This window comes from Phocaeicola dorei (assembly GCF_013009555.1).
In the GTDB taxonomy this organism is placed as follows: Bacteria; Bacteroidota; Bacteroidia; order Bacteroidales; family Bacteroidaceae; genus Phocaeicola; species Phocaeicola dorei.
In genome coordinates this window covers 1,781,502-1,802,233 of the sequence record NZ_CP046176.1, presented here as the reverse complement: position 1 = coordinate 1,802,233, position 20,732 = coordinate 1,781,502, and the positions used below count along the sequence as shown (strand labels likewise).

Sequence of the window (20,732 nt, the reverse complement as noted above, 5' to 3'; positions counted from 1 at the left end):
TCATTAGGAGTAAGTGGTTAGTGATTAGTCCGCGCCAAAGGCATCCATACCGTCATTTCAGCCTTTCCGCGATTTCCCCATGCATAATAAGGAATCAGACGGATATTGACCGGTTTGTCGGCCTTTCCTACCTCGCGGTACAATGTATCTTTCCACGATACCTCATCAACCAGACGGGCAGTACCATCCAACGCGACAATCGGACTGCCTTCAATGATTATTTTTTTCGGGGTCAACCGGATATCGGCAGGTATCAGCACATTATCTATCTTATGTCCGCCTTCTATATCCATACTTTCCAAACAATATACCAACGGGCCACGTTTTACCACTACCTGGTTACGGATTTCTTCGGCCAACGGATTTGCTTCCAGCAATTTTACAGGCATATCCATCACCCATTCCACACAGTCCCCTTTCTTCCAGATGCGGTTTACCTCGGCGTATGTATTCGCTTTCCAAGTTCCTTGCACCGGTTCACCATTTACCTTCAAAGTTGCTTTCTCGCACCAGTCCGGAACACGGAGGAACAAAGAGAATGCTTTCTTTTTTGATGGTTTCGGAGCTTCGGTAACAGTCAGCTTCACAGCACCTTCCCACGGATACTCCGTTTCTTGCATCAGCCCGATCTTTCCCACTTCCTTCAAAGCTGTCGCCAGTGTATTCGCTCCATATAAATTGCAATATACCGCATTCGGAGTCACCGTATAAGCATAGTTCTGGGCTTGACAAACGGTGCGCAGCGTATTAGGCGGACAACAGAAGCAACTGATATACTCGGTACGTTCTTTAGGCCAGCGAAGTGTGTATGGCAAATCCGCACTGATGCGCAACGGGTTGGTATAGAAATATTTCTTTCCATCCAGACTGACACCACTCAACACACTGTTATAGAGGGCAGTTTCCACAATATCCGCATATTTGGCATCGCCCGTCACTTCCAGCATACGCCAGTTGAAAAGCATATTGCCGATATTGGCGCAGGTCTCGTTATGCGCCGTACTATTAGGCAACTGATAAGGACGGCCATAGCTTTGGTGTACTTTCTGAATACTGTCCGGCTCATAGCAGGTACCATCCGGCGAAGTACCGTCATACAGCGCACCGCACGCTCCTGTAACATACATCTTGCGGGTCACAATGTCTTTCCAGATGCTGGTCAGGTTTTTCATCAGTTGGTCTTCTCCTGTTTCGGCATACACATCGGTCACACCGGCATACAGGTAATTGGAACGCACGGCATGTCCCATCGCATTGTATTGCTGACGGAACGGAATACGGTCCTGATTATCATCGGTGCCATTTTCCACCATTCCACGGATATCAATCAGATTCTTGGAAAGTTCCAGATAACGGGGATTCCCTGTAGCACGGTACATTTCCACCACGCCCATATAATGGGAGGGACAAATAGCATTTCTTGCCAGTTCCGCAGAAGCGGTTTCATAAAAATGACAGAGGAAGTCTGTCGCTTTTACGGCAGCATCGAATAAAGTAGTCTTTCCGGTGGCACGGCGATGAATAATACCTGCCATCATCAGATGTCCCAAATTGTAGGTTTCAAAATTCAGACGATTGGCAAATGCACCTTTCTCGTCCTCACCGCCTACTTTGGTACCAATTACCGTCTGTTGCTGTTTTTCCGAATGAGTGTCAATCCCCTTATTCTTTTCCTCAATGATGACAGGGGTATGGATGTAACCGTCCGCACGCTGGGCTTTCACCACATGTTCAATGAAGTGGTCCATCAGTTTATCCAATTCGGGATCTTTCGTGACGGCATACACGGAAGCCACTCCCTCCATCCATTTATACATATCACCATCATGAAAGGGAGGTCCCCAATGTTCGCCTTCGCAAACACCGGCAGCTATTTCAAAGTTACGGAAACCATGCGAAACATCGGGATTGTTCCATGTATCCCACATATTTTGCAAGGAGGTATGGCTATATACATTGAAACGGTCGCCCCAAAAGCCATCTGTCCAATGCACAGCACCTAATTCCGTATTGGCCATCTTGGCAAAACGACTTTGGCTCATATCCGTCAGCCCGCCCGATTGGGCAAATGCTCCCGTAGTTACTCCGGAAGCCAGTAAAAGTAGTAGTCTAATGCTCTTCATAATAATCTGTCACTTATTCTTTTCTTTATAAAGAGAGGACGATAATAAGAAACGTTTGTACTCTATTTATAATTATTTCATATTCTGTATCTTTAGAAAGAGCTTTCATTGGCAGATAATGAAAGTCTGTTTTCAAAAAACGGGTTTCTGATTTTTATTTCAGACACCCGTTTTTTTCAAGTTCTCCAATACTTTCTATCAAAGAACTCCTTTATCCACAATCGTATTATTTCAGTTTGCTCAAATCCAACTCTTTATAAGCCACACGCTGACGGCGCCAGGTATATACGGCATGGAGTTTGCCATCCTTGCCCTGAATGATGGACGGATAAGAATATTGGCTGATAGGGCTGTCTTCCAATGTCATTACATTCTTCCAGTGAATACCATCATCCGAAACCGCCACACACAACGGTGTACGCGGCCCTTTCGGAGTGCCCGGCAATGTACTGAAATCATTATAAATCAATACGTGACGACCATCTTTCATTGTTACGGCATCCGTACCCGAATTATTATTGGGAACATCAAGCAAGGTAACTTTACTCCATGTTTCACCGTTGTCACTGCTCCATGAAGTAGCAATCTGTGCGTTACGTGTACGGCAAAGCACCTGCAAACGCCCATCCTTATGACGCAAAATGCTGGGCTGGATAGCATAAATAGGCTTCTCGCCTTCTCCTTTTATGGCTTCACCGCCTTCCTGATCGTCTACATTGGCTGCATTTGCCTTACGCAAAGCAGTAGGCACACTCATTTCCGCCTCTACAGGACCTACCATCTTCCAAGTCTTTCCTTTATCATCCGAAATTTCAAAATGGATACGCCATCCTCCATCACCTTCTGTACTGGAAGGACAAATAATACGGCCATCCACATACTCCGGCTTATTTTTAATAGGACCTAAGAAACCTTTTGGCAACGGTTCACGTTGGCTCCAAGTTTTTCCACCATCTTTAGAACGTACCAGCCAACCACTCCAATCGGCTACTTTCAATCCTATTTTATAGAACAGGATTAAATCTCCGCCGGGTATTTGGAAAAGCACAGGATTCCAACAAGCCTTGCGGCGTGCCCGGGACTTATCCCCTTTAAACGTAGAAGCCACGGGGCCGGCATCCGCCGGAGTGGATTCTGCTGTAATGCCCGCCAAAACAGCTTGCGGATCATCCAGACTAAACACCCCGTCGGCAGCCAGATAAGGTGCGCTCCATTCCGTCGCACCCTTCGGCTTGCGACATACCCAGATACAACAATCCGGATTACGCTCTTTAGTACCTCCAAAGAAAGAAGCTACCAGGTCTCCGTTCTTCAATTCCACAATAGTAGCGCCATGACATTCGGGAAAAGAAGCTTGCTCGTATAAAAACTGATCTTCCACGATACCTGCACGGTTTTTACCTAAAGATGGATCCATACTAACCGAAAAATGATAGTTTCCCGAAGGAACACTCCATACGGTAGAGTTGCCTTCCCGACGTACAAAGGTAACGTCCTTATCCTTTACCGCCTTCTCGTCCAAGGTAGGAAGATAAACCAATGCAGTAGTATTACAAGGAATCGTGATATCCCATTCCAGATGCGTAAGAGTTTTCTTCCAATTACTAATCATCTTACCATATAAAGTGTTATGCGAAGCTTTGACATAACTCAACTCTTGGATGGAAAAATCCGGTTTAAAGATGATTTGTTTGTAAGCGGGCTGTGCCGGATTAAATCCGGCTAAATCACGGAAATACCAAGTCAATAGATCACCCAATATCATCACATGGTTACAACTGTTCATCCAACGATTGGCGGTATCACCGTTCCACAATTCCCAAATGGCAGTAGCTCCCTTTTCTATCATATAGCCATAACTGGGATAAGTTTTGTTGCTTGCCAACAAGAAAGCAACATCGCCACGCCCCATACGGGTAAGCTCACGCATCATCCAGTTCATACCTATCACCCCACTGCTGATGTGACCTTTATTCCGGGTAATAATGCCTGTTATTACATTTTTTTCCACTTCTTCCCTATAGGCTTCAGGCACCATATCGAAAGCCAGTGGCAGGATATTAGCCGTCACTGTATTGTTACCATAGAATATGCTGTCGGGATAAAGAACATGGGGCATTTGTACCGGAGAAGTTCCCTTCTTAACTGTAAGGAAACGGGCGTTGAAGCAGTCTTTAATTTTTGCTGCATCCTTCTCGAATTCCTTCGCCTCATCTTCCAGACCTTGCAAACGGGCGAACTTGGCCAGCATTTGCGATACCTTATAATAGTAGGCTGTAGCAATCAGCGCTCCATCCGTCTTGCGGGCAGGGTCCTGACTGTGAATCAATTCCGGTGATTCGGGAGGCATACACCAGTCACCGTATTTATCGGCGTTAATCACTCCATCCTCTGTAGTGAACTCACTGCGTATATGGTGCATCCATTTCTTGATAGCGGCATAATTTTTACGAATAGGTTCGATATTGCCGAACTGTTCATAAACCATATCACAGATTACCGGAAATGTGGATGACCACGTCATTTCCGATGTATAATAATTGTAATAAGCCGGACAAATATCAGGAATACAACCGTCTTCACGCTGCGCTTCACGGATGTCATCCGCCCATTTGGCATAGGTGTTTCCATTATTGAACATGAAACTTTCCCCCCACGTTCCCATAGCATGGTCGCCAAGCCAGGGCTGGCGCTCGTCACGCTGGGGACAATCCAAAGGCACTCCTTTATAATTACTGGAAATCCCCCACCAGGCATTCCGATAAACCCGATTCATGATATCATTGGAACATTCGAAAGTACCGTTATCTTCCAAGTCATCATATACTACTTCAGCAACCAAATCTTCCGCTTTCAGATTTTTATAACCTGTCACTTCTACATATTGGAATCCATGATAAGAAAAACGAGAACTCCAGGAAGTGTTGTTTTCTTTACCGTTGCAGATATAATAATCCGTACTCTGGCTATGGCGGAGATTTTCCACATCCAGTTCCGTACCGTCATTCTTTACCCGTTCGGCATAACGTATGCAAATCGTATCTCCCGCAGCGGCTTTCGCTATGTTAATACGCACCCATCCTGCCATATTCTGACCGAAATCAATCATATAACGGTTACCATATTGCTTGAAGACAGCCGGCTTCAGCGTTTTCATCACTTTCATGTTGGGAGCGGTATTGCCACGAAGTGTACCGTACGGCAATGAAACACGTTGCGCTTTCAGCCATTTGGAATCATCATAACCGGGCTGTGTCCAGTTTCCCAATTCCATACGGGCATCGTAAATTTCACCATCGTATTCATTATTGCTACGTATAGGCCCTTGAGCCGTCAAACGCCATTTCTCATCACTGTTGATGCGCTGTATACTGCCATCGGTATATTCTATAATCAGATTCAAACGTAACTTGGGGTAACCAAAAGTAGGAATCTTATAAGGTTTGTAATTTTGACGCATAGTGTAGAAACGTCCGTTGCCCAGGGTCACTCCGATGGCATTGTCGGCATTTCCTCCGGCAACCTGTTTGGTGACATCAAAAGAATTGTAAAGCACAGTACGACGATAATCACTTGGAGCCGGCGCCAATACCTGATCACCTATCCGCTGGCCGTTAATGAACAGTTCGTACATACCCAAACCGCACAAATGAAGGGTAGCATACTTTATCTCCTTGGCTTGCGTTTTAAATTCCGTGCGTAAATAACGAGAGCTCAAACGGCTGTGTGAATCTTCCCGGTCCCATGCAAACGCAGCGTCCCAACCTATCCATCGTCCTCCCCAATGAATCTCACCTAAAGGTCCCATCCCCCATCGGGCAGGCTCGCTCCATTCTGTCTCACCTCGATTGGTATAGCTTCTCACTTTCCAGTAAACACGCTGATTGCTTTTCAAACGCTTCCCTTCATAAGGAATCCATACGGACGCATCGGATTCCATTTTTCCGGAATCCCACAAATCCCCTTTATCCTGTGCTAAAAGTTCAGGAGAAGAGGCAACCAAAATCCGGTAGGCGGTCTGCATCACATTTCTTTGAGAAGATTCCAGCCGCCAGCTCATACGAGGGACAGCAGTATCCAGCCCCATGGGATCTACCATCTGCTCGGTACGCAGGCCGGTAACCGAAACATCCGCTGCTTTCAACCACAACGGAAGTGCCAAAAGAATGATTAATAATACTTGTTTTTTCATGATATGCATATTTCTTACTTATTCCATTTCTGTATGGCATCCGGCAAGGCTGTCCAAGCTTTCTGCACATAATCCTTTGCAGAATCCACAACAATCAGAACCTGATCATTACCGCTCAGATAACCGCTATCATGCTGGAAAGAAGTGACTTTACTGTCAAACTCACCGATATATTCCAACTTACCGTCCTTTGCGCTATACCACCATGCATTCTTTTTCGCACCGCTGATTTTGCTCAAATCGATCTGCATAGGACGTCCTGAGTAATTGTAAACCAACAAATAGTCATTTCCACGGGTAGCGATGGCACGGTCATAGCGTTCGCCGTTAGTTCCCGCAATAACACTCTGATCGGGCACACGTTCAAAGAAAGGAAAAGTCAACATCAAGTTCTTCAGATATTTCATCTGATTGAAGCCGGGATCTTCCAAAGCATCCCACCATGCTTTCTTGCGTCCGTCGGCACCAAAAGAGGCTCCATATCCCGGACGGATAAATTGCATGATATCATTATGACCGTATGAGTGCCCGAATGATCCGGCGAATACCGACCAATAGGCATAACGACGCACATCGTGCTGATTCCAACGGGTTTCATTGGGATCATGCAGTCCCTGTGGAATGTCTTCATAAATAGGTTCATCATCAATTACCGGTTTCAACGGAGTCTTTGCCTGACTGGCTTCCACAAAACGCCAGTTATCTTCTTCCGTATTCTCTTCGATAGGATAGTCACCATCACCATTACGCTGCCCGTAACGACGGTGTCCGCTTTGGAACATATTGAAATCCAGCCATTCGCGGTCATTAAACCAAGTAGCCGACGTGGTACGTCCACGCGGATGGAAAGTCATCAGATGACCTTTGTCTATGCTACGGATACTGTTTGCCAACGCATCCCATACCTCCGTCTTATTATCACCACGGATATCCCCTCCTATCATCCAAATAATATTCGGCTCATCCTTGTAACGTTCCGCAAGAAATTTACCGTATGCCACGGCTTCTTTTTCATTCATCAACCCTTGTTCCACGGGAGTTCCCCAAATACATACCATCCCTATATAGATGCCCCGTGAAGCAGCACTTTTAATAATATAGTCCATGTGGTCCCAATATCCATAAATCCCTTTGCGGTTGATATCCTTGAAATTAAAACCGTCTATCATGGAATACTGACCGTAAATATTCATGGAAGGCACACCGTTCAATACCTGCACCTGCACCATGTTATATCCGGCATCCTTGCACTTATTCAGATAGTAAGAAACCTCGTCACGATTCAAGCGTTGCGGCATCAGCCATCCAGTTTCACCCAACCAGAAGAAAGGTACTCCATTTTCATGCTTCAGGTAGCGTCCCTCCTCGGACACCACCAGTTTGCCATTCTTCCAGGGAATATACGTTTTCGCTTTCTGCGCCGGCAAGGAAGTAGAGTAACATAGCAATAAAGCCAATAAGGAAAGTAATGCGTGTCTGTTCATCATTGTATTTTCAAATTCGTTTATTAATTAATTAACAATCTCTAAACAAGAGCTTTTATCAAAACAACAAGGTGTTAAAAAAAGGTCCTTATGTTTTTTAAAAAAGGCGGTTATCTTTTTTAAAAAGCTCTTGATCTTATGAGAAAAGATGAAGACTTTTTTGACAAATGTCCTCATCTTTCTCAGATTATTCCTACTACTTCATTTTCTCATATTCAATAGCCGCCAAAATAAAGGAACCTACTGACTTCGGATCATTCTCTATTACCGGCTCACCTATATAATAAGCAAAACTTCCATCCCGGTTTCCTTTACCGCCTAATCCGGCAACAGCACAACAGTTGGTAATAGTGTACGAACCATCAGGTTCTTCTTTAATGAATTGTTTGATCAGGCCATTAAAACCACGTTCTGCAGCCATCTTATATTCCGAAGAAATATATCCTTTATTCACTGCTTTACACAAGAAATACACAAAAAGCGATGAAGCAGAAGATTCCAAATAGTTTCCTTTACGGTTATTTTGGTCAGTCACCTGCCACCATACCCCTGTTTCAGGATCTTGATATTTTACAATACCTTCGGCCAACATATTTATGATCGTCATTATACTGTCACGTCCTTCGAACTGCGCCGGCATATAATCCAATACATCCACCACGGCAGCGGCATACCAGCCTATACTGCGGCTCCAGAAATTGGGTGAGCATCCGGTTTCCTTATTTGCCCAATTTTGTGTCTTGCTCTCATCCCAACCATGATAAAACAAACCGGTTTTAGGATCATACGTTTTACGGGCAATCAGCTTTATTTGATTCACAATATCGGCATTGACCGTAGTATCCTTGAATACGTTACCATATTGAGCCAAATAAGGAGAAGCCATGAATATACCATCCAGCCACATTTGATGCGGATATATCAGTTTGTGCCAGAAGCCACCTTCACTGGTACGGGGCTGTTCGGTCAGTTGTTTACGAAGAGTATCCATCGCCACCTTATAACGCCCGTCTCCCGTCTTTTCATAAAAATCGAATAAAATCTTTCCGGCATTGATATTATCAATATTAAAAGAAAGATATTTCATGGTCTTTATCTTACCGTCAGTGTCTATCAGACTGTCTGCATATATTTTTGCATAATTATAATAGGCTGTGTCACCGGTGTGTTTCCATTCCTCCAACATGGATTTCACCACCAGTCCGTGCGTATAGCCCCAACGAGGCTTTTTCGCTTTTTCTATCATCCAAGGCTCAGGGAAACGTTGCATTTCCGACTGAGCCATACGTTCGCTCCATTTGATTTCTTCGGTCTGTTTAGGAGTGGCAGTACATGCACACATTCCACCTACCAGCAACAATGAGCAAATAATGTTTAATCCTGTTCTTTTCATATTTCTTCTTTTTACTATTTTTCATCCTTACAATCAGTGCAAGAATCATCACTTACCTAAGAATATATATTCTTCACCTGCTTTGGTTTCCAGATCATAAAGATAAGTTTTTTTCAACTCAACTTTATTCAATTTCGCTTCTTTATTTATAATCGGTTGCAAGATTTCGGGTATGGCATACAATTTATTCGGATTCTCCCCTTTTGCCGTTCTCAGCCCTTTGCCTGCCAGCGGATTTAAAGAACGCAAACGACAGTTCCCCCCATTACGGGATTTCACCACCAACCGGCTCACTTTACCATTCTTCCAACTCAAATCCAATTCAAAACCTCCACGAGCTATAATCCCGTTCACGCTTCCTTCTTTCCATTGCGCCGGCAATGCGGGAAGTAAATAAATAAAACCATCGTGGCTCTGCATCAGCATTTCTACGATACCCGCTGTACAACCAAAATTACCGTCAATCTGAAAAGGTGGATGGGCATCAAACAAATTAGGATAAGTTCCTCCTTTTTTCTTCTCGTTACGTACGAGAGTCAACTGATCGGTTATCAGTTTATAAGCATGATCACCATCCAACAGACGAGCCCACAAACATACCTTCCATCCCATACTCCATCCGGTAGACGGATCGCCACGATGGATCAGCGAAGTACGTGCCGCATCAAACAATTCGGGAGTACGGTAAGGAGAAATCTGATTACTGGGGAACAAACCATAAAGGTGTGACACATGACGGTGCACATCCTGCGGATTGTCCCAATCTGTCATCCATTCCTGCAATTGCCCCCAACGTCCTATCTGCATGGGTGCCATTTCCTTTAAACGCTGTTCCAAATGGGTGGCAAATTCAGCATCCGTACCCAATAATCGGGCGGTAGTGATTATCTGATTCCATAAATCGAATATCAGTTGGTTATCCAAAGTACACCCAGCAGCCGTAGTCGCTTTTCCATTACTGCCCGCATGAGTATTCTCCGGAGAATTGCTCGGGCATACCACCAACCAGTTATGTAACGGTTCCTTCACCATTATTTCATCAAAAAACTTACCGGCTTCTTTCATGATAGGATAAGCCGAACGGAGAAACTCCATATCGCCTGTATAAAGATAACGTTCCCACAAATGACGGCACAGCCAAGCTCCACCCGTAGGCCATAATCCCGACGGAGCCTTGTCTATAGCTCCGGTAACACGCCATATATCCGTATTGTGATGCAATACCCAACCATCCGCCCCATACATAATCTTTGCTGACTCACGCCCTGTTTCACTCACTTCACGAATCAGCTGTATCAAAGGCTCGTGCAATTCGCTAAGATTCGTCACTTCGGCCGGCCAATAGTTCATTTCAACATTGATATTACAAGTATATTTACTATCCCAGGAAGGAAATAATTTATCATTCCAAATGCCTTGCAAATTAGCAGGCTGCCCACCCGGCTGTGAAGAACAAATCAACAGATAGCGGCCGAAACGGAAATAAGTAGCTACCAGAAAATCATCCTTCGTTTCCTTGAAATTCTGCACACGCATATCAGTGGTTACCCCTGCATATTTGTCTATACCTAAATCCAAAGAGACACGGTCCATATATTGCTTGAAAAAATCAACATGTGCCTTACGTGATGTCACATAATCCTTACTTACAGCCCGGCGCAGATAGTTCTTCGCACGCTCCACTTGGTTACCTGTTATATCCTTATAATTAGTAAAGTTGGTAGCAATGGAAATATAAATCACAGCCTCATCCGCCCCTTCTATACTCAAGACTCCGTCACGACAAGCCTGGGTCCCTCCTTGACTACGTGCAGTCATACGTCCCTGAAATTCGACTTTCCCTTTTAGCCCCTCATGCCAAGAAGATACGCCCGAAAGGGTAACCTCCTCCCCTTCCGTCGAGACCATCACATCCTGATGCGGAGTAGTAAGATTGGCATTACAAGTAATCTTTCCGGGTTGGCTGGCAGTAAGACGCACCATAACTACCTGATCAGCAAACGAAGTCAATGTTTCACGCTGATAAGTCACCCCGTCCACCTTATAACGTACAATGGTACGAGCTGAGTCCAGGCTCAGTTCCCTATAGTAATCGGAATAACGTGTATGCCCCGGAAAAGAAATATGCAGATCGCCAAACGATTGATAGGGCATACCACTATTGGTTTTCGCCATTATTTTCTCAGTAGCCAATGTTTGTGCTTCAAGATATTTTCCTTCGAACACCAACTGGCGCACTTTGGGAATATATTCCAACGCATTGGGATTAGCATTATTATTGGGACGTCCTGCCCAAATAGTTTCTTCATTCAACTGGATATGCTCCACACCGGGATTGCCGAATACCATCGCTCCCAACCGCCCGTTACCCAGCGGAAGTGCTTCAGTCCAAACTTGAGCGGGTTCATCATACCACAGTTTATATTCTTGTGCGGCAGCCTGCAAGTAAGAACTTGCCCATAACAGCCCCCCCACTATCCATTTTATTTTCATATTGATCTCTAGCTTTTATTAAAGGGAGACGAAAAATAAAGACGGATGTACTCTGTGGAAAGAAATAAAAAAGTAAATATCATGAAAAAACTTTCCCTAGTACCTCAACAAATCCGGCTTCTCTATTGTTATTAAAATAAAACCATCTTATAAAATTAGAACTATATGAAAATAGCAGAGATTAAAGGAAGAGAGATTTTGGACTCACGTGGTAATCCCACTGTGGAAGTGGATGTTATATTGGAATCAGGGATTATGGGCCGTGCCTCTGTCCCATCGGGTGCGTCAACCGGTGAACATGAGGCTTTGGAATTACGTGATGGCGACAAGACCCGTTACGGAGGCAAAGGCGTATTAAAAGCTGTAGAAAATATAAATACTCTTATCGCTCCGGCATTGAAAGGAATGGACTCTATGGACCAACGTGGTATTGACAAAGCCATGCTTGATCTGGATGGAACTCCAACTAAATCAAAACTGGGCGCAAATGCTATTTTGGGCGTATCCCTAGCCGTGGCAAAAGCTGCAGCCAATTATTTGGATATTCCTCTTTACAGATATATTGGCGGAACAAACACCTATATCATGCCTGTTCCAATGATGAATATCATTAATGGAGGCTCACACAGCGATGCCCCTATCGCTTTTCAAGAATTTATGATTCGTCCTGTCGGTGCTAAAACATTCCGTGAGGCCTTGCGGATGGGCGCAGAAGTATTCCATGCTTTAAAAGAGGTATTGAAAAAACGCGGACTAAGTACAGCCGTAGGAGACGAAGGTGGTTTTGCCCCTGCGTTGGATGGCACCGAAGATGCTTTGAATTGTATCCTTGCCGCTATCGAAGCTGCCGGATATGAACCGTTTAAACATATCACCATCGGCTTGGATTGTGCTTCTTCCGAATTCTATCATGACGGCATCTATGACTATACCAAGTTTGAAGGCCCAAAAGGGGAAAAGCGCAGTGCCGCCGAACAGGTTGCTTATCTGGAAAAATTGAGTTGGGACTACCCCATTGATTCGATAGAGGATGGTATGGCAGAAAACGACTGGGAAGGATGGCGCATGCTGACCGAGCGTCTGGGCAATCGCTGCCAGCTGGTAGGTGATGACCTGTTCGTTACCAATGTGAAGTTCCTGGAAAAAGGAATCAGTGAAGGTTGTGCAAACTCTATCCTAGTAAAAGTAAATCAGATCGGTTCGCTGACCGAAACTCTGGATGCTATTGAGATGGCTCAACGTAACGGCTATACCACTGTGACCAGCCACCGTTCCGGTGAAACGGAAGATGCTACCATTGCGGACATCGCCGTAGCCACCAATAGCGGACAGATTAAAACCGGTTCACTGAGCCGTAGCGACCGTATGGCGAAATACAACCAGTTGCTCCGCATTGAAGAAGAATTGGGCAACCGTGCCGTATATGGATATAAAAAAATAGCACGCAATTTTAAAGCGTAAGCGGTTTGTATCCCCAATTCCATAAACGAAGAATGCCTCAAGACGGATCGTGATGATTCCGGCTTGAGGCATATTTTTGCACTATTATTTAATCACAACAGGGTTACAATGTTTTTCCTCCCATTCCTCCACCGTCATGGTTTCCGATGAAAAACTGATACCAATTCCCGTAACTTTGCACGTATCTGTCAGATAAGGCTTAGCATATCCTTTGTCCTCTATCTGCTGTAAAGCTTCAGCAGCCGTACTATCCAGTTTAAGCTCAAATATATATATACATAATCCTTTGTTTCCAATATACAGTCCACTCTTCCTCTTGCCCGAGTTTTTTCCACATGCAATTGACAATATAGCTTTCTGCCGCCTCAGCTGTCTTTATCGAGCCGTGAAAATCATACGGTATTTCAGACCTTACACAGCCGGCATTCCACAACACAAGAATATTTTTCTTTCAATCCCTCCAAATTCATCCCCGTAAAATAATCCTCTATAAACTCCCATCGCTGCTCGTCACTTAACTTCGTATTGCCAAAGAACAGCCGGAACAACTCTATCTGTTCCTGGAATATTTTCTCATTATTCTCCAGCACACGGTTCTGATAGCCCTCCGAGGCAGCTTCCTTTTTCAATATCTCCGCATCACGAACACGCACTCCAACAGAAGGAACACCCCCCTCTACGGTAAAGTCCACCACATTGAGCATAGACAGCAAGTTGAGCAACATATTGAGATCGGAGAACGGAGTGACATAGAACAACAGCCGGTCTCCTTTCTTTCCTGTAATACGCTGGGCACACAACTTCTGGTAACGGGACAATAACAAATCAAAACCACGGGTAACGGTAAACATCAGTTTGTCTTCATCTTTCTTCTTGGCACTGGTGATGTAACTCACACTTCTGCCCTCCTCTACCCTGGACTCCAGTAACGAAGTGATAAAACGCTTGGCAGAAGGAACATCCATATCATACGCCGCAAAAATACTACGCAAATCGTCCTCCTCGAACTTTCCTTTATTACCATACAGACTCACCGTCAACAAATCTTTCAAACTCTTCAAGAGACTTGCCAGCTTGGAGCAGATATCCGCTGCACTCTCTTTTAACAAGACATCATGCTTACCCACAGCTGCCGCACGAACTCCCTCAAAGAGATTTCCATTGTATAAATCGCGCTTAAACTCACGATACCCCATCTCCGAGAAACAATTTTCCCACAAAGATTCAAAAGCCACCTTGTAGACTCCTTCAACCCCTTCCACGGGAACCATATACTGCTTGTATTTTTTACGGAAAGCGGCATCACCCGTCTTTTCCTGTACATAGCCATCGGCAAACAGAGTCTGTGAATTGATTTCAACAGGAGAACCGCCATGCCGGAAACTCAGATCCTCTTCTATCCATAACAAAGCCGTCTTGATGACTTGCTCCAAATCCGATTCATATTCCAGCTTGTTCTTTTTACGAGGCAGCCTCACTGCAAATTCAAAATCGGATAAAGACATCTGCATTTCATCACTACAGCCTTTCATCAGATATATTTCCCATACTTTCTTCAGAATCATCCCCAACTGTTCCTGGGAGATGGCACCTGCAGAATGCAGGCGTTTCATATAATAAAAGTCGCGTTCATTAAAGTCCGTCGCTGCCACACCAGAAATGTTCTTATCACGGGCTGCACGGCCAATCTCCTGAATATAATCGACAAAGGTACCGGATGGAGCCACATGATACACACGGTCAATATCGCTGATATCCACCCCCATGCCAAAAGCTTTCGTAGCAACGATTATTTTTTTCTCACCCTCCTTAAAAGCTTGTATAATTTCGGCTTTTTGCTCTTTATCCTTTTTACCATAATAAGATGCCACCCAATGCCAGTTAGCCGGATACACCCAAGTCTTCAGTTTCATATCTATACCTCCGGCAAAAGGATAATAAATAATAGTCTTATGCCCGTCCAGAAAATCCTCCACCCGGGCGGCAACAGTACGTTGCTTGGCCTTATCGTAGGTCTCTCCCTCCTCTATGGTCATGGCGGTAATGTCAAAGCCAATATTTTCACGCTTCACCGTGCCCACGTACAAGGCACACGGAGCAAGATGCAACGACCGGATGGTATCAAAAATCATATCGTTCCCACCTTTGGGATTCCACACAGCAGTGGCTGTCAATGCAAAAACAGGGAATACATATCCCAACGCATTCTTTAAAGCTTCCAGATGACGCCCTAGAAACCAATAATCCACCCGGAACTCTTTACCCCAAGTAGTCACGGTATGAGCCTCGTCAACTACTACCAATCCAATGCGGCGTTCACCTACGAAATAACTAATATCATACGCCAACAATAATTCAGGGGAAAGATAAAAAAGATCAACCTCCCCGTCACGGACACGACGATATACTTCGTTCTTTTGTTCAGGTGAAAGATCGGACGAAGCATACGCCACACGTTCATATCCTAACTCCTGCAACGCCTCAACCTGGTCCACTATCAATGCTTTCAGCGGAGAAACCACAAGAGTAAGAAGCTTATATTCATTACCCAGATAAATGGCAGGGAGCTGAAACAACAATGATTTTCCAGCTCCGGTCGGAGCAGTCAGGAGCAAATTATGAACAGACGAATCACCCTTGATCCCTTTTTCAGCTTCCATGATGACTTCCTCAATTAATTGCCCTTGAGACAATTGCAATTTTTCCTTACCTTTGAACAAGTCATCATAAACTTCTAAATTACGGAAATCTTCATATCCGTACACTTCCTGCAAAAGAACCTTTACCGCTTCACGGCATTTAGACGGCAATACTCTTGCCGCAATCTGTGACTCTATCATACAAAAGAACTCTTAAATAACGGTTGTACCAACCTTAAAACTAATATCAGCGCAAATATAATAAAAAAGCGAGAAGAATGAAGATTTCTTCGTCCTTCTCGCTTTTCTGAGCCTCTTGTCGGATTCGAACCAACGACCCCGAGATTACAAATCACGTGCTCTGGCCAACTGAGCTAAAGAGGCGGGTGGGTAAGCTTACTATATCGCGCCGCTACAACCAACTACCTTTGCTGCGATCAAGCCCTGGAGGATTCATCAGGAGCTGGCCGTATAGGACTTACCCATTTTTGTTTTGCGAGTGCAAAGGTAGACATTATTTTCAAAACTACAATACTTTCGAATACTTTTTTTGATTTTAGCAGAAAAAATACATTTTTCACCCATAACTATAGGACGGATTCCCGTAAAAGAAGTACTTTTGTGCACTTATTAATAAAGAATGACGAATTATAAACCGACTTTGCAGGAATGCGCCATGCGCTATGGTACGGGCATGGGTCTTTTATGGGCCTTCAAATTCATGCTCTTCCCACTAGGATTGAGAATACCTTTCCTACAATTACTTTTTATAGTCTTAACTATAGGAGTACCCTTTTTAGGATACATATTTGCCAAAAAGTTCAGAGAACGGCATTGTGGCGGAAGCATCACTTTTTCACGTGCGTTTCTATTCACTACCTTTATGTATATGTTCGCCTCTCTATTTGTAGCGGTAGTGCATTACATCTACTTCCGCTATATAGATGGCGGGTTCGTATTCGAGGCATACCGCTCCATCTTAAATCAGTTCAAAGAAACTGCCGGACCCGAACTGACAACCTCACTAAACCAATTTGAAGAAGCGATAGATTTACTGTCGGGACTTACCCCGCTGGAAATGACATTTCAACTGATATCACAAAATATGTTTTACGGGATGCTAATGGCTATCCCTACGGCATTGATCGTGATGCGTAAAAAGAAAAATGAATAAAAGATGGATATATCTGTAGTTATTCCTTTGTATAACGAAGAAGAATCTTTGCCGGAACTATTCGCATGGATTCAACGTGTAATGGATGCCAACCACTTCAACTATGAAGTTATTTTTGTCAATGACGGCAGCACCGACCACTCCTGGCAAGTGATTGAGAAACTACGCTCGGAATCGGACAACGTAAAAGGTATTAAATTCCGCCGGAACTACGGCAAGTCCCCTGCTTTGTATTGTGGTTTTGAAAAGGCGCAAGGTGATGTGGTGATTACAATGGATGCCGACTTGCAGGACAGCCCGGACGAAATACCGGAATTATACAGAATGATTACAGAAGACGGCTACGACTTAGTATCAGGATACAAGCAAAAACGCTATGACCCGTTATCAAAAACCATTCCGACCAAACTATTCAACGCCACAGCACGTGCCGTCTCAGGCATCAAGAATCTGCATGACTTTAACTGCGGACTAAAAGCTTATCGTCGTGATGTTGTAAAGAACATCGAAGTATACGGTGAAATGCACCGCTATATCCCCTATCTGGCAAAGAATGCAGGTTTTCCTAAGATAGCCGAGAAGGTAGTACACCATCAGGCACGGAAATTCGGTAAAACAAAATTTGGCGGATTAAACCGTTTCTTCAATGGTTATCTAGACCTCATCACTCTGTGGTTTTTATCCAAATTCGGTATCAAGCCGATGCACTTCTTCGGGTTTATGGGATCATTGATGTTTATTCTTGGTTTCATTTCCGTCATTATCATCGGAGCAAACAAGCTATATGCCTTGTCACATGGTTTACCTTATATATTAATTACTGATTCTCCTTACTTCTATCTGGCCCTAACTTTGATGATTTTGGGAACCCAACTGTTTCTGGCAGGATTCATAGGAGAACTGATAGCCCGGAATGCTCCTGAACGCAATAATTATAAAATAGAGAAAGAGTTTTAAAATGAAGAGACTACCAGCCATTATCTTATTGCTCCTGATTACCGTAAGCACCTTGATGCAAAGCTGTGGGGAAAGCGATTGTCCGCTTACCACCAATTCCTTTGCCCATTTCGACTTTCTGGATGCAGAAACACACCAAGCTGTGAAATTCAGTCCAGCTTTTGACGTCACTGGATTTATCACTACCGATGTGATTGTACGTGACACACTGGAAGATGGAACTATTAAGGAAACTGTAGTAAAAGACTCATTGATGAATGACACGATATTCAATAAAGCGGAAAGCAGTATGAGCCTGCCTTTGAGTTATACATCAAAAACTACCTACGTATTGCATTATACGGAAAAGATGCGTGACACCATCATACTCATTCACCAGAATATCCCCTACTTGCAGAATATAGAATGTGGCACCATGATGTTTTATAAAGTGGAAGACATTAAATACACCACTTATAACTTAAAATCTATCGAGACTGTAAATCCGGACATCAATAATGAAGAAAAAAAGAATTTCAACATATATTACGTTGTTAACGCTACTGAGTAGTATGCTATTGTACAGCCCCACACTGGCGGCACAAGAAAAAAAAACAACCATAGAGGAAGAAAAGGTACCCTTCTATCAGGGAACTACTATCGGTATAGATATATTTGGCCTGGGAAGCAAAATTTTTGGAGGTGACATTACAAGTACAGAAATCAGCGTAGAGGTCAATTTGAAAAACCGTTATGTCCCCGTAGCTGAAATTGGATATGGAACCACCGACACTACTGATGACGGTACCAATATACATTATAAAGCCTCAGCTCCCTATTTCCGTATAGGTATGAACTACAACTTCTTTTTCAAGAAGCCCTATCTGCCTGGTTTTCTGTATGGAGGCATACGTTACGGATTCACCTCTTTTTCATACGATGTAGATGCTCCGACAATGAAAGACCCTACATGGGGATTTCCGGAAATCCCCTTCAGTTATGAGGGAGTTAAAACCACAGTAACCTGGACCGAACTGCTGGCAGGAATAAAGGTAAATGTATACAAGAATTTCTATATGGGCTGGTCACTGCGCTACCGCATACGCATGAACATGAAAAAGACGGAACACACCGAGCCTTGGTATATTCCCGGTTTCGGAAAGAACAACTCGACTAACTTAGGAGTAACATACAGTTTAATATACAAATTACCATTTTAACTAATGACAACTTTAGAAATATGGCTCCTTGCCATCAGCCTTGCTATGGACTGTTTCACTGTTTCCATAACAAGCGGAATTATCATGCGTCGCATTTGCTGGCGCACTTTTTTTATTATGGCATTCTTCTTCGGTCTTTTCCAGGCCGTCATGCCGCTTATCGGTTGGTTTGCCGCCAGCCGCTTCAGCCACCTGATAGAGGATTACGACCATTGGATCGCTTTTGGGTTATTGGCATTCCTGGGAGGGCGTATGATTAAAGAGAGTTTCAGCAATGAAGACAAATGCTGCTTCGACCCCACTAAATTAAAAGTGGTTGTTACGCTGGCTATAGCAACCAGCATTGATGCGTTGGCCATCGGTATATCATTTGCTTTTGTAGGAATGAACTCTTTCACTTCCATTCTTTCTCCCATTGTCATCATCGGCTTTACCTCTTTTGTTATCTCAACATTAGGAAGTCTGATAGGTGTATTTTGCGGCAAGCGTTTCAACCTGCGCATGGAATTATGGGGAGGTTTGGTTCTGATTATTATCGGTGTTAAAATCTTAATAGAACATTTATTTCTTTCTTAACTAAAATACAGGTATGAATAAAAAAAAATTAGCATGGCAATTGCCGTTTCTAGCAATTCTGATAATAGGAACAATTATTATTCTAAAAAAGCAAGCACCTTTCCGTACGGATGAAGGCTTTGTATTCGGTACTGTATACAAAATCACCTACCAGTCCGAAGATAATCTGAAAGAAGAAATAGAAACCGAACTGAAGAAAGTGGACTACTCCCTCTCTCCTTTCAATCCGAATTCTGTAATCACCCGCGTAAACCACAATGAAAAGACAGAAGTTGACAGTTTTTTCGTACATGTATTCCATCTCGCAAAAAAAATATCCGATGAAACCCATGGAGCCTTTGATATCACTGTCGCACCTTTGGTAAATGCATGGGGATTTGGATTCAAAAAATCTACAGGAGTGGATTCACTGATAGTGGACAGCTTACGCCCAATGATAGGATATCAAAAAATAGACTTACAGAACAACCGGATAATAAAAAAAGACCCTCGTATAATGCTGGATTGCAGCGCTATCGCCAAGGGATTCGGAGTAGATGCAGTAGCAAGGCTATTAGAACGTAAAGGGATAAAAAACTACATGGTAGACATCGGTGGTGAAGTAGTGGTAAGAGGCAAAAATTCCAAAATGAACGCTTGGCGTATCGGCATAAACAAACCTGTAGATGACTCCTTGTCAGTAAACCAGGAGTTACAGACTGTACTTGCCATTAGTGACGTAGGTATGGCGACATCAGGAAATTATCGTAATTTCTATTACAAAGGTGGAAAGAAATATGCACATACCATAGACCCACGCACCGGATACCCAGTACAACATAGCATCCTGTCATCCACTGTCATTGCAAAAGATTGCGCCAGTGCCGATGCATACGCTACTGCTTTCATGGTGATGGGACTGGACTCAGCCAAAGCTTTTTGTGAAGCACATCCTGAACTGGATGCCTATTTTATCTGCTCGGGCGAAGGGGATAAATATGAAACTTATTTTACAGATGGGATGAAGAAATTTATCGCCAGCGAGAAATAGACATCAAAGAG

The 20,732-nt window shown here is 43.8% G+C and carries 13 protein-coding genes, 1 tRNA gene and 1 pseudogene; 7 read left to right on the top strand and 8 right to left on the bottom strand.

Features of this window, described 5'->3' with window-relative positions; translation table 11 throughout:
• Positions 1-17 precede the first annotated feature (17 nt).
• From GKD17_RS07440 to GKD17_RS07420, 5 genes are all read right to left on the bottom strand, one after another.
• Complete coding sequence (locus GKD17_RS07440) at positions 18-2,123, bottom strand: aceric acid hydrolase (RefSeq protein WP_007837941.1); 2,106 nt, start codon at positions 2,121-2,123, stop codon at positions 18-20.
• Between the two features lie 226 nt (positions 2,124-2,349).
• Complete coding sequence (locus GKD17_RS07435) at positions 2,350-6,315, bottom strand: family 78 glycoside hydrolase catalytic domain (RefSeq protein WP_032936706.1); 3,966 nt, start codon at positions 6,313-6,315, stop codon at positions 2,350-2,352.
• Positions 6,316-6,329: 14 nt separating this feature from the next.
• Positions 6,330-7,799, bottom strand: a complete 1,470-nt coding sequence (locus GKD17_RS07430; RefSeq protein WP_007852656.1) for a glycoside hydrolase family 140 protein — start codon at positions 7,797-7,799, stop codon at positions 6,330-6,332.
• Positions 7,800-7,995: 196 nt separating this feature from the next.
• Positions 7,996-9,192, bottom strand: coding sequence for a glycoside hydrolase family 88/105 protein (locus GKD17_RS07425; RefSeq protein ID WP_007837938.1), 1,197 nt, complete (start codon positions 9,190-9,192; stop codon positions 7,996-7,998).
• A gap of 48 nt (positions 9,193-9,240) precedes the next feature.
• A complete protein-coding gene (locus tag GKD17_RS07420) occupies positions 9,241-11,685 on the bottom strand; it encodes a glycoside hydrolase family 95 protein (protein ID WP_007837937.1) in 2,445 nt (814 codons plus the stop codon).
• A gap of 165 nt (positions 11,686-11,850) precedes the next feature.
• Between GKD17_RS07420 and eno the strand changes: the two genes are divergently transcribed.
• Positions 11,851-13,146, top strand: a complete 1,296-nt coding sequence (gene eno / locus GKD17_RS07415) for a phosphopyruvate hydratase (protein ID WP_007837936.1) — start codon at positions 11,851-11,853, stop codon at positions 13,144-13,146.
• 84 nt (positions 13,147-13,230) lie between these two features.
• Here the strand turns inward: eno and GKD17_RS07410 are convergent.
• From GKD17_RS07410 to GKD17_RS07400, 3 genes and pseudogenes are all read right to left on the bottom strand, one after another.
• A pseudogene (locus GKD17_RS07410) lies at positions 13,231-13,555 on the bottom strand (PD-(D/E)XK nuclease domain-containing protein); the annotation flags it as partial.
• A complete protein-coding gene (locus GKD17_RS07405; protein ID WP_007837934.1) occupies positions 13,551-15,986 on the bottom strand; it encodes a helicase-related protein in 2,436 nt (811 codons plus the stop codon). The pseudogene GKD17_RS07410 and the gene GKD17_RS07405, both read right to left, overlap by 5 nt.
• 109 nt (positions 15,987-16,095) lie before the next feature.
• Positions 16,096-16,169: transfer RNA gene (locus GKD17_RS07400), tRNA-Thr, on the bottom strand.
• Between the two features lie 256 nt (positions 16,170-16,425).
• Here GKD17_RS07400 and GKD17_RS07395 point away from each other — a divergent pair.
• Genes GKD17_RS07395 through GKD17_RS07370 form a run of 6 tightly spaced genes read left to right on the top strand, consistent with a single transcriptional unit; the run spans position 16,426 to position 20,721 of the window.
• Positions 16,426-16,959 (top strand): DUF4199 domain-containing protein, encoded by a 534-nt coding sequence (locus GKD17_RS07395; RefSeq protein WP_007837933.1) that lies wholly within the window; start codon positions 16,426-16,428, stop codon positions 16,957-16,959.
• A gap of 3 nt (positions 16,960-16,962) precedes the next feature.
• Positions 16,963-17,916, top strand: coding sequence for a glycosyltransferase family 2 protein (locus GKD17_RS07390; RefSeq protein WP_007837929.1), 954 nt, complete (start codon positions 16,963-16,965; stop codon positions 17,914-17,916).
• A 1-nt stretch (position 17,917) separates the two neighbouring features.
• Complete coding sequence (locus tag GKD17_RS07385; RefSeq protein ID WP_007837928.1) at positions 17,918-18,466, top strand: DUF6452 family protein; 549 nt, start codon at positions 17,918-17,920, stop codon at positions 18,464-18,466.
• Complete coding sequence (locus GKD17_RS07380; protein ID WP_008652553.1) at positions 18,414-19,115, top strand: DUF6048 family protein; 702 nt, start codon at positions 18,414-18,416, stop codon at positions 19,113-19,115. The genes GKD17_RS07385 and GKD17_RS07380 overlap by 53 nt, the downstream gene beginning before the upstream one ends.
• Positions 19,116-19,118: 3 nt before the next feature.
• Positions 19,119-19,691 (top strand): manganese efflux pump MntP, encoded by a 573-nt coding sequence (locus tag GKD17_RS07375; protein ID WP_007842750.1) that lies wholly within the window; start codon positions 19,119-19,121, stop codon positions 19,689-19,691.
• 13 nt (positions 19,692-19,704) lie between these two features.
• On the top strand, positions 19,705-20,721 hold the full coding sequence (locus tag GKD17_RS07370) for an FAD:protein FMN transferase (RefSeq protein WP_007837924.1): 1,017 nt from the start codon (positions 19,705-19,707) through the stop codon (positions 20,719-20,721).
• Positions 20,722-20,732 lie beyond the last annotated feature (11 nt).

Coding starts and splice junctions, on each gene's coding strand:
- GKD17_RS07440 (WP_007837941.1), bottom strand. CDS start 2,123: ATGAAGAGCATTAGACTACTACTTTTACTGGCTTCCGGAGTAACTACG.
- GKD17_RS07435 (WP_032936706.1), bottom strand. CDS start 6,315: ATGAAAAAACAAGTATTATTAATCATTCTTTTGGCACTTCCGTTGTGG.
- GKD17_RS07430 (WP_007852656.1), bottom strand. CDS start 7,799: ATGAACAGACACGCATTACTTTCCTTATTGGCTTTATTGCTATGTTAC.
- GKD17_RS07425 (WP_007837938.1), bottom strand. CDS start 9,192: ATGAAAAGAACAGGATTAAACATTATTTGCTCATTGTTGCTGGTAGGT.
- GKD17_RS07420 (WP_007837937.1), bottom strand. CDS start 11,685: ATGAAAATAAAATGGATAGTGGGGGGGCTGTTATGGGCAAGTTCTTAC.
- eno (WP_007837936.1), top strand. CDS start 11,851: ATGAAAATAGCAGAGATTAAAGGAAGAGAGATTTTGGACTCACGTGGT.
- GKD17_RS07405 (WP_007837934.1), bottom strand. CDS start 15,986: ATGATAGAGTCACAGATTGCGGCAAGAGTATTGCCGTCTAAATGCCGT.
- GKD17_RS07395 (WP_007837933.1), top strand. CDS start 16,426: ATGACGAATTATAAACCGACTTTGCAGGAATGCGCCATGCGCTATGGT.
- GKD17_RS07390 (WP_007837929.1), top strand. CDS start 16,963: ATGGATATATCTGTAGTTATTCCTTTGTATAACGAAGAAGAATCTTTG.
- GKD17_RS07385 (WP_007837928.1), top strand. CDS start 17,918: ATGAAGAGACTACCAGCCATTATCTTATTGCTCCTGATTACCGTAAGC.
- GKD17_RS07380 (WP_008652553.1), top strand. CDS start 18,414: ATGAAGAAAAAAAGAATTTCAACATATATTACGTTGTTAACGCTACTG.
- GKD17_RS07375 (WP_007842750.1), top strand. CDS start 19,119: ATGACAACTTTAGAAATATGGCTCCTTGCCATCAGCCTTGCTATGGAC.
- GKD17_RS07370 (WP_007837924.1), top strand. CDS start 19,705: ATGAATAAAAAAAAATTAGCATGGCAATTGCCGTTTCTAGCAATTCTG.